The organism is Paraburkholderia sp. BL9I2N2 (assembly GCF_004339745.1).
Classification (GTDB): domain Bacteria; phylum Pseudomonadota; class Gammaproteobacteria; order Burkholderiales; family Burkholderiaceae; genus Paraburkholderia.
Window position 1 is genome coordinate 3,275,389 of sequence record NZ_SMGP01000001.1, and the last position, 14,511, is coordinate 3,289,899.

General features: G+C 61.6%; 11 protein-coding genes. 5 read left to right on the plus strand and 6 right to left on the minus strand.

Features of this window, described 5'->3' with window-relative positions:
- Window positions 1–39: 39 nt before the first annotated feature.
- Window positions 40–1,548, minus strand: coding sequence for a flagellar filament capping protein FliD (gene fliD, locus B0G74_RS15155; protein WP_132375656.1), 1,509 nt, complete (start codon window positions 1,546–1,548; stop codon window positions 40–42).
- Window positions 1,549–1,832: 284 nt separating this feature from the next.
- Between fliD and B0G74_RS15160 the strand changes: the two genes are divergently transcribed.
- On the plus strand, window positions 1,833–2,492 hold the full coding sequence (locus B0G74_RS15160; RefSeq protein WP_132375658.1) for a glutathione S-transferase family protein: 660 nt from the start codon (window positions 1,833–1,835) through the stop codon (window positions 2,490–2,492).
- A 137-nt stretch (window positions 2,493–2,629) separates the two neighbouring features.
- Window positions 2,630–3,544, plus strand: a complete 915-nt coding sequence (locus tag B0G74_RS15165; protein WP_132375660.1) for a LysR family transcriptional regulator — start codon at window positions 2,630–2,632, stop codon at window positions 3,542–3,544.
- Between the two features lie 84 nt (window positions 3,545–3,628).
- Here the strand turns inward: B0G74_RS15165 and ugpC are convergent, their stop codons facing one another.
- The 4 genes from ugpC to B0G74_RS15185 all read right to left on the minus strand — a co-directional run bounded on the left by ugpC (window position 3,629) and on the right by B0G74_RS15185 (window position 8,079).
- Window positions 3,629–4,744, minus strand: a complete 1,116-nt coding sequence (gene ugpC / locus B0G74_RS15170) for a sn-glycerol-3-phosphate ABC transporter ATP-binding protein UgpC (RefSeq protein WP_132375661.1) — start codon at window positions 4,742–4,744, stop codon at window positions 3,629–3,631.
- A 99-nt stretch (window positions 4,745–4,843) separates the two neighbouring features.
- Window positions 4,844–5,701 (minus strand): carbohydrate ABC transporter permease, encoded by an 858-nt coding sequence (locus B0G74_RS15175; RefSeq protein WP_132375663.1) that lies wholly within the window; start codon window positions 5,699–5,701, stop codon window positions 4,844–4,846.
- Complete coding sequence (locus B0G74_RS15180) at window positions 5,691–6,629, minus strand: sugar ABC transporter permease (protein ID WP_132375665.1); 939 nt, start codon at window positions 6,627–6,629, stop codon at window positions 5,691–5,693. Before B0G74_RS15180 ends, B0G74_RS15175 begins: the two co-directional genes overlap by 11 nt.
- A gap of 202 nt (window positions 6,630–6,831) precedes the next feature.
- Complete coding sequence (locus tag B0G74_RS15185; RefSeq protein ID WP_132375667.1) at window positions 6,832–8,079, minus strand: ABC transporter substrate-binding protein; 1,248 nt, start codon at window positions 8,077–8,079, stop codon at window positions 6,832–6,834.
- 542 nt (window positions 8,080–8,621) lie between these two features.
- On the opposite strand from B0G74_RS15185, the gene zwf reads away from it, so the two are divergent.
- The 3 genes from zwf (at window position 8,622) to B0G74_RS15200 (ending at window position 12,867) form a co-directional block, all read left to right on the plus strand.
- Window positions 8,622–10,085, plus strand: coding sequence for a glucose-6-phosphate dehydrogenase (gene zwf, locus B0G74_RS15190; RefSeq protein WP_132375668.1), 1,464 nt, complete (start codon window positions 8,622–8,624; stop codon window positions 10,083–10,085).
- A 180-nt stretch (window positions 10,086–10,265) separates the two neighbouring features.
- Window positions 10,266–10,973, plus strand: coding sequence for a 6-phosphogluconolactonase (pgl, locus tag B0G74_RS15195; RefSeq protein WP_132375669.1), 708 nt, complete (start codon window positions 10,266–10,268; stop codon window positions 10,971–10,973).
- Window positions 10,951–12,867 (plus strand): bifunctional transcriptional regulator/glucokinase, encoded by a 1,917-nt coding sequence (locus B0G74_RS15200; RefSeq protein WP_132375671.1) that lies wholly within the window; start codon window positions 10,951–10,953, stop codon window positions 12,865–12,867. The genes pgl and B0G74_RS15200 overlap by 23 nt, the downstream gene beginning before the upstream one ends.
- 132 nt (window positions 12,868–12,999) lie before the next feature.
- Here B0G74_RS15200 and B0G74_RS15205 read toward each other — a convergent pair whose 3' ends face one another.
- A complete protein-coding gene (locus B0G74_RS15205; RefSeq protein WP_347814520.1) occupies window positions 13,000–14,238 on the minus strand; it encodes an IS4 family transposase in 1,239 nt (412 codons plus the stop codon).
- Between the last annotated feature and the right edge of the window lie 273 nt (window positions 14,239–14,511).

Below are 14,511 nucleotides of genomic sequence, written 5' to 3' on the forward strand. Positions count from 1 at the left end.
TTGCCCGCGAATAGGCAACGCGCCGCCCTACATTCAAAGTTACTTATTGGTCGCCAGCGCGCCCGCGCTCTTCGAGCCGCCGAACAGCGCCGTCAGGTAGGCCGAGTTGTTGTTCATGGTCGCCATCAACGTGTTCAGCGCGGTGAACTGACTTTGATACTGCTTCGTCAATTGCGTGGCGTAATCGCTCAGCTTGGTCTGCTGCGCGGTCACGCTCTTCAGGTCGGCAGTCAGCGCGTTGTTGCGCGTATCGATGATGCCGCCCGTCCGCGTGAACTCGTCGATGCTCTTGTTCAATTTGGCGCCGACGCCGTCGGTCGCATTGAACAAGGCGGCCACTTGCGCCGGACTGGAATTGAGCGCCGCAGTCAGTTTCGCGTTGTCGACGACCAGCGTACCGTCCGCCGGATCGCCCTTCAGCGTGATCCCGATATGCCCGAGACTCACCACCGAAGTGCCCTTACCAACCCCGCCGCCCACGATCGACGCCAGCGCGTTCTTGACCGTCAATAGCGTCGAATCGCCGAGCAGTGCGCCGCCCGTCTTCGACGATTTGTCGAATGAGGACAGCTTGCTGATCGTGGTGACGACGGTGTTGTACAGGTTGGCGAAATTCGTGATGGCCGTGTTCTGCGCGGTGGTGTCCGGCGCGATGGTCAGCGTTTGCGGGTTGCTAACCGAAGCGCTCGACAGATTCAGCGTGACGCCGGCGATCGCATCGGCGACAGCATTGCTGGCGCTGCGCGCCGCGATCCCGCCGATGGTGAGCAACGCGTCCTGCGCCACTTCGCTCTGATGCCACGCATTGCCTGCATCCGACGAGACGATCGTGGACGCTCCGCCGTTCGCACCGGGCGTGGACGTCACCCCGAGGCTCGACAGGCCCGCGTCGTTCTGAACGTTGCTGGTGGCCACGTTGATCGTGTTGGTCGAGCCGGTGGTCGCCGAGCGCAACACGAGGTGAGCGCCGCCGGTGCCGGTCACGATCGTCGCCGTGACACCGGGGTTGTTGGACGCCTTGTTGATCGCGCTGGCGATACCGCTCAGCGTGTTGTTGGTGCTGTCGATCGAGACGTCCATTGACTTGCCGCCGACCGAGATCGTCAACTTACCGGTGCCGAGTTGCGTCGTGGCGCCGAACGCCGCCGAAGACAGGCTCTGCGACGACGCGATCTGCGTCACATCGATCGCATAGCTGCCGGCAACCGCACCCGGGCCCGCTTTCGGGTCCAGGCCCTTGCCGCTCGCGGTGGCCGCGAAGGTGGACAACGTGGTCCCATCCGACAGATTCTTGATCGCCGCCTGCAAGGCGGACAACGCCGAAGTGAGCGCGCCGTAGGCGGACAAGGTGGTGTTGTCGGTGGTTTGCCTCGCCTGCAGCGCCGCCGCCTGACCCGCCGTCTTGGCATTGACTAGCGCCGAGACCAGGGTCGCCACATCCATCGACGAATTGCCGGTCGAACCGCTGATAATGGATTGCGCTGCTTGCTGGACCTGGCTTTGCGCGTTGGCCGTCGCGCTATTCACCGAGGACGTGATCGTAGACATGTAAAGCTCCCCGTGCGTCGAATTTATTCGTTATTCGTTGAGTGACGCCCCGGTCGCTTCTGTTGCGCCATTTATCCGGTCACGTCGGCGTCTCTTACAAAGTTTTCAAATGTTACACCATCTTTCTTCATAGTTTTGTGACGTTTTGTCGTAACGAATGCCGGGTCGGATGAATCGTCATAGTGTCGATTTACGCCGCTGCCGTTCGTCGTGAGGTAGACGGCCCTTTGGCCGTCGTCGCGCCGCAGCGCACCTAGAATCAGCAACCGCCCAAGGTGACCACGATGCCCCTGAAGCTCTACGCCCATCCTTTCTCCTCTTACTGTCAGAAGGTCCTGACCGCGCTCTACGAAAACGGCACGCCGTTCGAACTGCGCCTGCTGGCGCACGACGACCCGCAAGTCATGGCCGAATTCGCCGCGCTCTGGCCGATCAAGCGCTTTCCGCTGCTGGTCGACGGCAGCCGGACCGTGATGGAGGCGAGCATCATCATCGAGTATCTGGGCCTCTATCATCCCGGCCCGGTGCCGCTGCTGCCGGCCGACGCCCGTGCCGCGCTGGAAGCGCGCAGCATGGACCGCTTCTTCGACAACTACATCTCGACGCCGCAGCAAAAGATCGTCTACGACAGCATGCGCCCTGAGCCGGAGCGCGACTCGCAAGCCGTGGCCGAGGCGCGCGCCATGCTCGACACCGCGTACGGCTGCCTGAACAAGGTGATGGCGGAACGCGAATGGGCGGCTGGCGACACCTTCAGCCTCGCCGATTGCGGCGCCGCGCCGTTCCTGTTTTACGCCGACTGGACGCACGCCATCGGCCCGGCGTTTCCGCACGTGCTCGCCTACCGCAAACGCCTGCTGGCGCGGCCGTCGTTCGCACGCGCGGTGGATGAGGCGCGCCCGTATCGCGCGTATTTCCCACTCGGCGCGCCGGACCGCGATTGAGGGACCGCGGCGCGGCCGCGTCGGCCGAAAGACGGGCGCCGGCGCCACGCCCACCATCACCGTTTGCGACAACAATTTTTCCAGCCTATACACTTCACTTCGAAACCTACTTCCGCCACTCAACCTTAAGGCAAAACATGGACCGTTTCGAAGCGATGGAGATATTTACGCGTGTGGTCGAAGCGAACAGCTTCACCAAAGTATCCGAGTCGCTCGACCTGCCACGCGCCAAAGTCAGCCGCACCATCCAGGCGCTGGAAGAACACGTCGGCGTGCGTCTGCTGAATCGTTCGACGCGCCAGGTCAGCGTCACCGAAGACGGCGCGCTGTTCTACGAGCGCTGCGTGCGCATCCTTGCCGAAGTCACCGACGCCGAATCGTCGCTGTCGAACAAACGCGAAAATCCGGCCGGCACGATCCGCGTGGATACGTCCGGCACGCTGGCCCGCGCGCTGCTGCTCCCCGCGCTCGACGATTTCTACCGACAATACCCCGAGATCGACGTGCGGCTCGGCCTCGCCGACCGCAACATCGATCTGATTCAGGACGGCGTGGATTGCGTGATCCGCATGGGCACGCCGGAAGAGTCGAGCCTCGTCGCGCGGCGGATCGGTCAGGCGCGAATCGTCACGTGCGCGTCGCCGGCGTATCTGGAGAAATATGGCGAGCCGACCACACTCGAAGAATTGAGCGAGCACCGCGCGGTCAACTACGTGTCCGCGCGCACGGGCAGAACGTTCCCGTTCGAATACCAGGTGGACGGCGAGATCGCCAAGGTGTCGCTCAAGAGCGTGCTCGCCGTGAACGACGGCTCGGTCTACATTGGCGCGGCCGCGCTCGGTCACGGCATCATCCAGCCGTCGCGTTTCATGGTCGCCGATCTGATCGCGCAAGGCGCGCTGAAGGAAATTCTCACCGACTATACGAGCCCCGGCACGCCGCTCTCGGTGCTCTACGCGCATCGCCGGAATCTGAGTTCGCGGCTGCGTGCGTTCATCGAGTGGGTGACCGAACTGGCGCGCAACAATCCGGATCTGCGCATCACGGACTAACGAGGCGAGGCGCGCAAAAACGAAAAAGCCCCATGCGTTGCGAAGCGCATGGGGCTTTTCTTCTAATGCAATCGAACTTTGCGATCAGGCAATCCGCTCTTCGTTCGTCGGATCGAACAGCACCGCCTTCGACGTATCGAACAGCAACGTCGTGTTCGTCAGCGGCTGCGGATTCGAGGCCGGGTGCACGCGGCTCACAATACGCTTGCCGTTGACCTGCGCGAACACCAGCGTGTCCGGACCGGTCGGCTCGATCACGTCGACCTTTACTTCGATCGGCTGCAGCTTCGCGTTGTCGCCATGCGCGCCGCGCGCGTCGGTGATGCGCTCCGGGCGCAGGCCGAGAATCACGTCACGGCCCACATGCGACTTCACCTTCGCCGAGTCGAACGGCAGGTTCACCGCCGTGCGTGCGACACCCGTATCCAGTTCGAGCGCCACGCCCGCGCCCTGCTCGACCAGCTTGCCCTGGATGAAGTTCATCGGCGGCGCGCCGATGAAGCCGGCCACGAACAGGTTCGACGGCGAATCGTAGATTTCCTGCGGCGCGCCGAACTGCTGCACGATGCCGTCTTTCATCACCGCGATGCGGTCGCCGAGCGTCATTGCTTCGATCTGATCGTGCGTCACGTAGACGATCGTCGTGCCGAGGCGTTGATGCAGCAGCTTGATTTCCGAACGCATCTCGATACGCAGCTTCGCGTCGAGGTTCGACAGCGGTTCATCGAACAGGAACATGACCGGATCGCGTGCCAAGGCACGGCCCATGGCCACGCGCTGACGCTGGCCGCCGGACAGTTGACCCGGCTTGCGATCGAGCAGGTGCGTGATCTGCAGCGTGTTCGACACGCGGTCGACGATCTGCGTCTGCTCGTTCTTCGGCACCTTGCGGATGTTCAGACCGAACGAGATGTTCTCGCGCACCGTCATGGACGGATACAGCGCGTACGACTGGAACACCATCGCAATGTCGCGATCTTTCGGCGACAGGTTGTTCACCGTCTTGCCGTCGATCTGGATCTCGCCCTTGGTCACGGTCTCGAGGCCGGCAATCATGTTGAGCAGCGTCGACTTCCCGCAGCCCGAACCGCCGACGAGAATCAGGAACTGGCCGTCTTCGATGTCGATATTGACACCCTTCAGGACCGGCACCCCGTTCGGGTAAGTCTTGTACACGTCACGGATGGAAAGGCTTGCCATGCTGTGAATCCTCTTGTCTCTGGTACTGCTTGAAAACGTCTTCGGGTGACGGCGGCGCTTCATGAAGCGCCGCCGCGCTCGGATGGTTTAGCTTGGCGTCTAGCCCTTCACTGCGCCCGCCGTCAGGCCGCGCACGAAATAGCGTCCGGCGATGATGTAGACCAGCAGCGTGGGCAACGCGGCGATGATCGCGCCGGCCATGTCCACGTTGTATTCCTTCACGCCGGTCGAGGTGTTCACGAGGTTGTTCAGCGCCACCGTGATCGGCATCGAATCGACACCGGAGAACACGATACCGAACAGGAAGTCATTCCAGATCTGCGTGAATTGCCAGATCAGGCACACCATGAAAATCGGCAGCGAAACCGGCAGCAGAATCTTCGTGAAGATCGTGAAGAAACCCGCGCCGTCGATGCGCGCCGCCTTCACGAGTTCAGCCGGAATGCTGACGTAGAAGTTGCGGAAGAACATCGTGGTGAAGGCGATACCGTAGATCACGTGCACCACCACCAGACCAGTGGTCGTGTTCGACAGGCCAAGGAAGCCTTCGAAACGCGCCATCGGCAGCAGGATCGCCTGGAACGGAATGAAGCAGCCGACCAGCAGCATCGTGAAGATCGGATCCGCGCCACGGAAGCGCCAGTGCGTGAGCACATAACCGTTGAACGCGCCGATGATCGACGAGATCAGCACGGCCGGAATCACCATCCGCACCGAGTTCATGAAGAACGGCTGCATGCCGTCGCAACGCACACCCGTACAGGCGCCGCTCCATGCCTTGATCCACGGGTCGATGGTCCAGTGCGTGGGCGGCGTGAGCAGGTTGCCGGTGCGCAGTTGATCGATGTCCTTGAACGACGTGGACAGCATCACGTACAGCGGGAACAGGAAGTACAGGGCGAACAGGATCAAGGCCGCATAAATGACGGCACGGCTGATCGTCATCTTAGGCTGCATTGCGGGTGCTCCTCGATTCCAGATACATCAGCGGCACGAGCACGGCTACGACAGTGGCGAGCATCATCATCGACGATGCCGCGCCGACGCCCAGTTGCCCGCGATTGAACGAAAACGTGTACATGAAAATAGCCGGCAGCGACGAAGACGTGCCCGGACCACCCGCGGTCAACGCAACGACCAGGTCGAAGGTCTTGATCGTGATGTGGCAGAGAATCAGCAGCACGGAGAAGAACACCGGGCGCATGCTCGGAATCACGATCTTGCGGTAGATGGTGGGCAGATTCGCGCCGTCCATCTGCGCGGCCTTGAAGATTTCACCGTCGACACCGCGCAGGCCCGCGAGGAACAGCGCCATCACGAAGCCCACGGATTGCCACACGGCCGCGATCACGACGCAGAAGATCGCCTTGTCCGGGTCGCCCAGCCAGCCGAACGAAAAGCTCGTCCAGCCCCAGTCGTGGAACACCTTCTCGAGGCCGATGCTCGGCGTCATGATCCATTGCCACGCCGTACCCGTCACGATGAACGAGAGCGCCATCGGGTACAGGAACACGGCGCGCAGCGCGCCTTCGTTGCGGATCTGCTGATCGAGCAGGATCGCGAGGAACAGACCCAGACCGATACAGATACCGATGAACGGGATGCCGAACCAGCCGAGGTTGGCAGCCGACGTCCAGAACACATCGTTATCGAACAGCTCGCGATAACGATCGAGACCGACAAATTCATAACGTGGCATCAGTCGCGAATTGGACAGCGACAGAAAGCCGGTAATGGCGATGAAGCCATACACGAAGATCAGGCTGATCACGACGCTGGGTGCGAGCACCAGCTTCGGAATCCAGCGATCGGCAAGGGCCGCCATCGGCGACGTGCGGCGGGTCACGGTGGCCGTTTTCCCGTTTCCGCTGATAGAAGCAGTCACTACTCGACTCCTGCTGAAACTGTGCCGCCCGGACCTTCACGCTGAAAAAACGCGAGGCCGTAACGACATAGGTGTGACTCTATGAAACCAGGGTGAAGCCGCCTGCCAATGCAACGAGTAAAACCCCGGCAATCAGCGACACGAAGGGCGCGCCCGGCGCCCGTTGCTGAACCGCCGGGCGCGCCGCTTCGTTTGACGCAACTTACTTGGTCTTCGCTGCCTTCGCGAGCGCGGCAACAGCGCTCTTCGAATCCTGCTGCGAGTTCATGAACTTCGTGACCACGTCCGAGATCGCGCCGGCTGCTGCATCCGGTTGCGCCATGCCGTGTGCCAGCGAAGGCACATAGCCGCCCGACTTGATCGCCACTTGTTCATCCGCGTACGACTTCTTCGCGCAGTCGTCGAACTTGGCCATCGACACGCCCAGACGAACCGGGATGGAACCCTTGTTCAGGCTGAACTGTTCCTGGAAGTCCGGCGACATGATCGTCTTCGCCAATGCGAGCTGACCCGGCGTTGCCGCCTTCTGGCCCTTCTGCTGGAAGAACACGAACGAGTCGACGTTGAACGTGTACGACTTTTCCGTGCCCGGCACAGCGGCGCAGATGTAGTCCGAGCCCGACTTCTTGCCGGCGTTGGCGAATTCGCCCTTCGCCCAGTCGCCCATGAACTGCATGCCGGCCTTGCCGTTGATGACCATGGCCGTTGCCAGGTTCCAGTCACGACCCGTGCGGCCCGCGTCGAAGTAACCCTGAATCTTGCGGACCGTGTCGAACACGCCGACCATCTGATCCGACGTCAGCGTCTTCTCGTCGAGATCGACCAGCGCCTTCTTGTAGAAGCCCGCGCCTTGCGACAGCACGACGTCTTCCCACAGCGTCAGGTCTTGCCACGGCTGGCCACCCATCGCGATCGGCTGGATGCCCGCGGCCTTCATCTTGTCGGCCACCGCGAAGAACTCAGGCCACGTGGTCGGCGCCTTGCCGCCCGCCTTGTCCAGCGCTGCCTTGTTGATGTACAGCCAGTTCACGCGGTGCACCGAGAACGGCGCCGCGACGTAGTGACCGTCCGCGTGCATGATCTTGTCGATTTCCGGCGGCAGGTTCTTCTTCCAGTCACCCGCGACGGAGTCGATCGGCACCAGCACGCCTTGCGACGCCCAGTCCTGGATCAGAGGACCCTTGATCTGCGCAGCGCTCGGTGCGTTGCCCGAGATCACCTGCGTCTTGAGTGCCGTCATGGCAGCCGCGCCGGCGCCACCCGCAACCGCGAAGTCCTTCCACGTGTAACCCTGCTTCGTCATGTCGTCCTTGAGGACGCCGACGGCTTTCGATTCACCGCCCGAAGTCCACCAGTGCAACACTTCGACCGACTCGGCGGCTTGCACTGCCGAGACGCCACACATCAGACCTGCGGCGCACAAAGCGCCCATGATCGCGCGAAATTTCATTGCTTATCTCCTCCAGACACCTGAACAAAAAACAAATGGCCCCTGATGTCGCCAGGGTGCTGTGGTTGGCTCAAACAGGCAAAACACTGGGCGATCGAGCACGGTCGGGCGCATGCCTTAAGGCATGTGCCGGCGGACCGATTTTCGGCCGCTGGAAGCTCAAGAGATGAGTGGTTCGGGATGCAACTGACTGTCTCCTCTTTTGATTTTTGCCTGCCCGCGTCGCGCGCGGCAGACTCGAGGTGCCTTGCACGTCAACTTGGGGCAGACCCTGCCGGCGGTTCAGCTCCCCGGCATTCCGTAAGGGCCGCCGGGGCATGCTGGCACGTGCCGACACGCAATGTCCGTTAACATGCAGGGGACGCCTGCCGATTCGGGAAAACGCGCATCTTGACTCACAGCGCACGCTTTTTTCATCGAATTAGCGCTACCTCTTGATTTGGATTGTAGTTAAACTACAATTCAGTGTCAAAAAATATTTTATCGGACTACGGTCGCGCTTTCGCTCACCTTCCGCGGCCCCAGGACATCGACGGAGACTCATGCAAACCGATTCAAGCTTCACCTTCGTTCTCTTCGGCGGCACCGGCGACCTGTCGATGCGCAAGATCCTGCCCGCACTGTTTGAAGCACACCGTGCAGGCGGCATGCTGGCCGACAGCGGCAAGATCGTCGCGGTGGCGCGGCATGCTACGGATCGCCGCGAGTACAACGAGTGGGTGAACGAGCACGTCAAGCCGCACGTGTCGAAGAACGGTGTGGACGAAACGGCATGGGCGAGCTTTCTGGAGCGCATCGAGTTCGTGAATATCGACCTCGGCAAAGCGGAAGACTTCGTCCATTTGCGCGACGCGATCAAGGACCTGCCGGGCATCCGCGTGTTCTATCTGGCAACGGGCCCGTCGCTGTTCGTACCGATCTGCCATGCGCTGGCATCGGTCGGGCTGAACGAGAATTCGCGCATCGTGCTGGAGAAGCCGCTCGGCTACGACCTCAAGTCGTCGAATGCAATTAATGATGCGGTCGGCGAAATCTTCGCTGAAGAACAGATCTACCGGATCGACCACTACCTCGGTAAAGAACCGGTGCAGAACCTGCTGGCGTTGCGCTTCGGCAATGCGCTGTTCGAGCCGCTGTGGCGCCGCGAGTGGGTCGAGAGCATCCAGATCACGATCGCCGAAGAGCTCGGCGTGGAAGCGCGCGGCGACTTCTACGACAATACCGGCGCGTTGCGCGACATGGTGCAGAACCATTTGCTGCAACTGCTTTCCATCGTGGCGATGGAACCGCCGCACTCCATGGATTCGGATTCGGTGCGTGACGAAAAGCTGCGCGTGCTGCGCGCTTTGAAGCCCATCGATCCACGCGATATCGGCAAGGTCGCCGTTCGTGGGCAGTATCATTCGGGCGTGATTCGCGGCACCGCGGTGCCGGCGTACGCCACCGAGTCCGGCGTGAGGCCGGACAGCACGACCGAAACCTTCGTTGCGCTGAAGGTCGAGATCGAAAACTGGCGTTGGGCCGGCGTGCCGTTTTTCCTGCGCACCGGTAAGCGCCTCGCCGACCGTGTCGCCGAGATCGTGGTGAACTTTCGTGCGGTGCCACATTCGGCGCTGGGCGCCTCCGCATTGCGCGCCGGCGCGAACCGTCTGGTGATCCGCCTGCAGCCGAACGAAACCATTCGCCTGTACTGTCTTGCGAAACAGCCCGGCGAAGGCATGAACCTGGCCAGCGTCCACCTCGACCTCGCGTTCGACCAGTTCTTCCGCGAAGGACAGATGGAGGCATATCAGCGTCTCCTGCTCGATGTGATCAACGGTCGCCTCGCGCTGTTTGTGCGGCGCGACGAGCAGGAGGCCGCATGGCGCTGGGTCGAACCGATCCTGAACGAATGGAAGGTGTCGAACAAGCCGCCCAAGCCGTACGCATCGGGTACGTGGGGACCGGCCGCATCGAGCGCGATGCTGGCGCAGCACGGCACCTGCTGGCTCGAAGAAGAGAATTGAATCACGGCGGCGCGTCGTATTGAATGGAATATGACGTGTCGCCCGTAAGACCCACCGACGAACTGAACGGAATGGCGCCGGTATCACGAGGGCGCCTGCAAGTCATCCACTTGGCAGGCATCGCGTGAGAGCAGTACGGCACATTCCGCAGATCACACAAAAAAGCAGCACGGAGGAGAAGTGATCGAGCTTCACGCTTTCGACGATCAACGCGCCCAATCCGACGCGTTGGCGAAAGCGGTCGGCGACGCGTTGCATGCGTCGCTCGCCGCACAGGCCGCCGGTTCCACCACCGGCGCGCACCCCGCAATGCTTGCAGTCTCCGGCGGCAGCAGTCCGCGCCCGTTCCTGCAGACGTTGTCCACGCAAACCTTCGACTGGGCGCGCATTGCCGTGACGCTGGTCGACGACCGCTGGGTGCCGGAGGCGGACAGCGCGAGCAACTCGCAACTGGTGCACGCCACGCTGCTGCAGAATGCCGCGAAGGACGCCACCTTCTGGCCGCTCGTGGACACCACGCAAGATCTGAACGCGCATGTCGCCGCGCTGAATGCCGATTCGCGCTTCAGCGTCGTGCCGGACGTCGCGATTCTCGGCATGGGCGAAGACGGCCACACCGCGTCAATCTTTGCCGACTCGCCCGAATGGGACCACGCGATCACGACGACCGAGCGCTTCGTTGCCGTGCACCCCGGCAGCGCGCCGCATGCGCGCGTGAGCTGGTCCATGTCCGCGTTGAAGGAAGTGAAGCATCTGTTCTTGCTGATCGCAGGACCGCGCAAGATGGACGTGCTGAATGCCGCGTCCGCTTCGCTACAAAAAAATGCCATCTCGCAGTTGGCAAACGACAAGGGAGTGAGACTCGATGTCTACTGGTGTGCAAACTAAGGCTGTTCCGGGCGCGGGCCAGCACGCCGATGGACCGAGGCTGCTGGCCGACATCGGCGGCACCAATGCGCGCTTCGCGCTGGAGACTAGCCCGGGCGAAATCGGCTCGGTGAAGGTCTATCCGTGCGCGGACTATCCGGGCGTTGCCGAAGTCATCAAGAAGTATTTGAAGGACACCAAGATCGGCCGCGTGAATCACGCGGCGATCGCGATTGCGAACCCGGTCGACGGCGATCAGGTGAGCATGACGAATCACGACTGGAGCTTTTCGATCGAAGCCACGCGACGCGCGCTTGGTTTCGACACGCTGCTGGTCGTGAACGACTTTACCGCGCTGGCGATGGCGCTGCCCGGTCTCACCGACCAGCAGCGCGTGCAGGTGGGCGGCGGCGCGCGTCGGCCGAATAGCGTGATTGGGTTGCTCGGTCCGGGTACCGGCATGGGCGTGTCCGGTTTGATTCCCGCTGACGACCGCTGGATCGCGCTCGGCAGCGAAGGTGGCCACGCTACGTTCGCGCCGGCTGATGAACGCGAAGATATCGTGCTGCAATATGCGCGCAAGAAATGGTCGCACGTGTCGTTCGAGCGAGTGGCCGCAGGCCCTGGCATCGAAGTGATTTATCGCGCGCTCGCGGGCCGCGACAAGAAGCGCGTGGCGGCAAATGTCGACACCGTCGAGGTCGTCAAGCGCGCGCTGGAAGGCGAGCCGCTTGCGGCTGAGTCCGTCGATGTGTTCTGCGGCATTCTCGGCACCTTCGCGGGCAATATCGCCGTGACGCTCGGGGCGTTGGGCGGGATCTATATCGGCGGTGGTGTCGTGCCTCGGCTTGGCGAGTTCTTTTCACGTTCGTCGTTTCGTAAGCGCTTCGAGGCCAAGGGCAGGTTCGAGGCTTATTTGCAGAACGTACCGACGTATGTGATTACCGCTGAATATCCGGCGTTTCTCGGTGTATCGGCGATTCTTGCCGAGCAGTTGTCGAATCGCGCGGGCGGTAGTTCATCGGCGGTGTTCGAGCGGATTCGCCAGATGCGCGATGCGTTGACGCCGGCCGAGCGACGTGTGGCCGATCTCGCGCTGAATCATCCGCGGTCGATCATCAATGATCCGATTGTCGATATCGCTCGCAAGGCGGATGTGAGTCAGCCGACGGTGATCCGGTTTTGTCGTTCGCTTGGTTGCCAGGGGTTGTCGGATTTCAAGCTGAAGCTGGCGACGGGGTTGACCGGTACGATTCCGGTGAGTCATAGCCAGGTGCATCTGGGTGATACCGCGACGGACTTCGGGGCGAAAGTGCTGGATAACACCGTGTCGGCGATTTTGCAGCTGCGCGAGCATTTGAACTTCGATCAGGTCGAGCGGGCTATCGATCTTCTGAACGGCGCGCGGCGGATTGAGTTCTATGGGCTCGGCAACTCGAATATCGTCGCGCAGGATGCGCATTACAAGTTCTTCCGGTTTGGGATTCCTACTATTGCCTATGGCGATTTGTATATGCAGGCGGCGTCGGCAGCTTTGCTTGGGAAGGGAGATGTGATCGTTGCTGTGTCCAAGTCAGGGCGCGCGCCTGAATTGCTGCGCGTGCTGGATGTGGCTATGCAGGCCGGGGCTAAGGTGATTGCTATTACTTCGAGCAATACGCCGTTGGCTAAGCGGGCTACTGTGGCTTTGGAAACCGATCACATTGAAATTCGTGAGTCGCAGTTGTCCATGATTTCGCGGATCTTGCATCTCGTCATGATCGATATTCTTGCTGTTGGAGTGGCTATTCGGCGTGCTGTGCCTAGCGCTGATGTCGCGGAGACGGTCGCCAAAGCCAGGCAAGGGGCTGATGATGATGCTAGTGCTGTGCTCGATTGGTTGAGTCATGGGGCGGCTTCTTCGGCGCGGGATTGATGTTGCGGGTTTTGGTCTGCGCCGCAGGTGGTTGTTGGTTGGTTTTAAGGTGTTGGCCTTTCCTTGATTTGTTAGTGGTCTATTCGCGTTGCCCCTGTGCGGGGCAATGCTCTCAACTTAAGCCCCATTCCATCAAGCGACCTTGTACGCGAGATGGAGATGGGGTTTGGCTTTTCTGGGCGGTCGTGGGTAAGAGCGCGAGGGCTGGATACGACATCGGGCTCCGTGGATGGCGGGCATGAGATCGGCGAGCCGGTTCAGGCAGCGCTCAATCCGTAGCAGGCACGCGCCGAGGATCGGCTTGAGTGCGCCCAGCGCGTACAGACGGTTTGGATGACTGGTGTGGTCGTCTTTGGCTGGATCGTCCAGGTCATTGAGTAGCGTACACAGGTTATCAGCGACGGTTTTCGCACCGAAGTCCTGCTGCAGCGCCAGGTAATCCAGGCCGGTGACAGCCTCAAGCCGCAGTCGGTGCTTCAGACGTTTGAACGCTTCCTCAATACGCCAGCGTTGATGATAGAGCGCGCCGAAAGCGCTGGCCGGATAACGTTCGCGCTCCAGCAGCGAGGTCATCAGCACACGCACGCGGCCGCTGGGCGTGACGTCCCGGATCAGGCGCACGGTGGTAGGCGTGCGCGCCAGTTCATAGTCGCGGGCATCCTCTTCGTTGGGCGCGCCCAGTGTCACGACCTGCTCGGCCTGGCCGCTGCGCGCAAACGCGCTTACACATTTCCATCCTCGGGTATCCACGCGCAGGCAGAAGTGGATCTCGCGCTGCGCCAGCGCAGCCACCATCATGTTGCCGATATAGCCGCGATCAAGCAGCAGCAGATCGGTGTGCGGCTGAAGCACATCCAGCGCTTCGAACAGCATCTGCCGCTCGGCGCCGTCGGCCGGATGGAGCGCGGCATGCAACGTCAGTTCGGGCCCCGGCAGGAACAGCGCGAACGCGTAGTGATCGGCGCGCAACGCATGGCCCTGGCGGGTCGCCACCCGCAGCCGGGTGCCGTCGGCTGCGACCGGCCTCAGGCCGTTCCAGCGCATCGAGTCAATATGGGGTTGGGCAAGCTCAATCAGACGTGCGCGGGCCCGTTCGAACAGCTCGGCCGACAGCCCCCGGCGCGCCTTGCTGAAGGCCTGTGCACTGACGCCGCGGGTACGCACGCCGCATTCGCCGAGCTCACCAAACAGGCCATCGAGCTCGGCCTGCACGCTCGCGCACATGCCCGACATCATCAGCGCGGCCATGCGCGGCAATGTCAGTGTGCGATTGCGGGTGAATGCAGTGGGAGAAAGACGCACGCGCTCAGCGAGCGCCGGATCGAACAGGAAATCGGAGAACTCAGCCAGGAGTTGGGAGGACGCTGGTATTTGAGTTCATATCGTCGATTTATCAATCAGTTATGCGATGAAGTTTACAGATCGAACGCCCCGTATACAAGCCCTTTCGGGCTTAAGTTGAGAGCATTGCTGTGCGGGGCGGCACCTACTTTTCTTTGCCGGCCGCAAAGAAAAGTAGGCAAAAGAAAGCGGCTCACACCGCTAATTCTTAAGCGGGTCCCCCGCGCAGGCGCGGTAGTGGTGCATCTGGAATCTGTGTTCTCGCACTTTCTGCCTCAGTGACAAGGCGCTCATTCTTCCCGC

What these genes read in the sequence shown, in the direction of transcription:
- B0G74_RS15165 (WP_132375660.1), top strand. Translation starts at nt 2,630, where the DNA reads ATGGACCGTTTCGAAGCGATGGAGATATTTACGCGTGTGGTCGAAGCG.
- B0G74_RS15185 (WP_132375667.1), bottom strand. Translation starts at nt 8,079, where the DNA reads ATGAAATTTCGCGCGATCATGGGCGCTTTGTGCGCCGCAGGTCTGATG.
- B0G74_RS15175 (WP_132375663.1), bottom strand. Translation starts at nt 5,701, where the DNA reads ATGCAGCCTAAGATGACGATCAGCCGTGCCGTCATTTATGCGGCCTTG.
- fliD (WP_132375656.1), bottom strand. Translation starts at nt 1,548, where the DNA reads ATGTCTACGATCACGTCCTCGGTGAATAGCGCGACGGCCAACGCGCAA.
- ugpC (WP_132375661.1), bottom strand. Translation starts at nt 4,744, where the DNA reads ATGGCAAGCCTTTCCATCCGTGACGTGTACAAGACTTACCCGAACGGG.
- B0G74_RS15200 (WP_132375671.1), top strand. Translation starts at nt 10,951, where the DNA reads ATGTCTACTGGTGTGCAAACTAAGGCTGTTCCGGGCGCGGGCCAGCAC.
- B0G74_RS15160 (WP_132375658.1), top strand. Translation starts at nt 1,833, where the DNA reads ATGCCCCTGAAGCTCTACGCCCATCCTTTCTCCTCTTACTGTCAGAAG.
- zwf (WP_132375668.1), top strand. Translation starts at nt 8,622, where the DNA reads ATGCAAACCGATTCAAGCTTCACCTTCGTTCTCTTCGGCGGCACCGGC.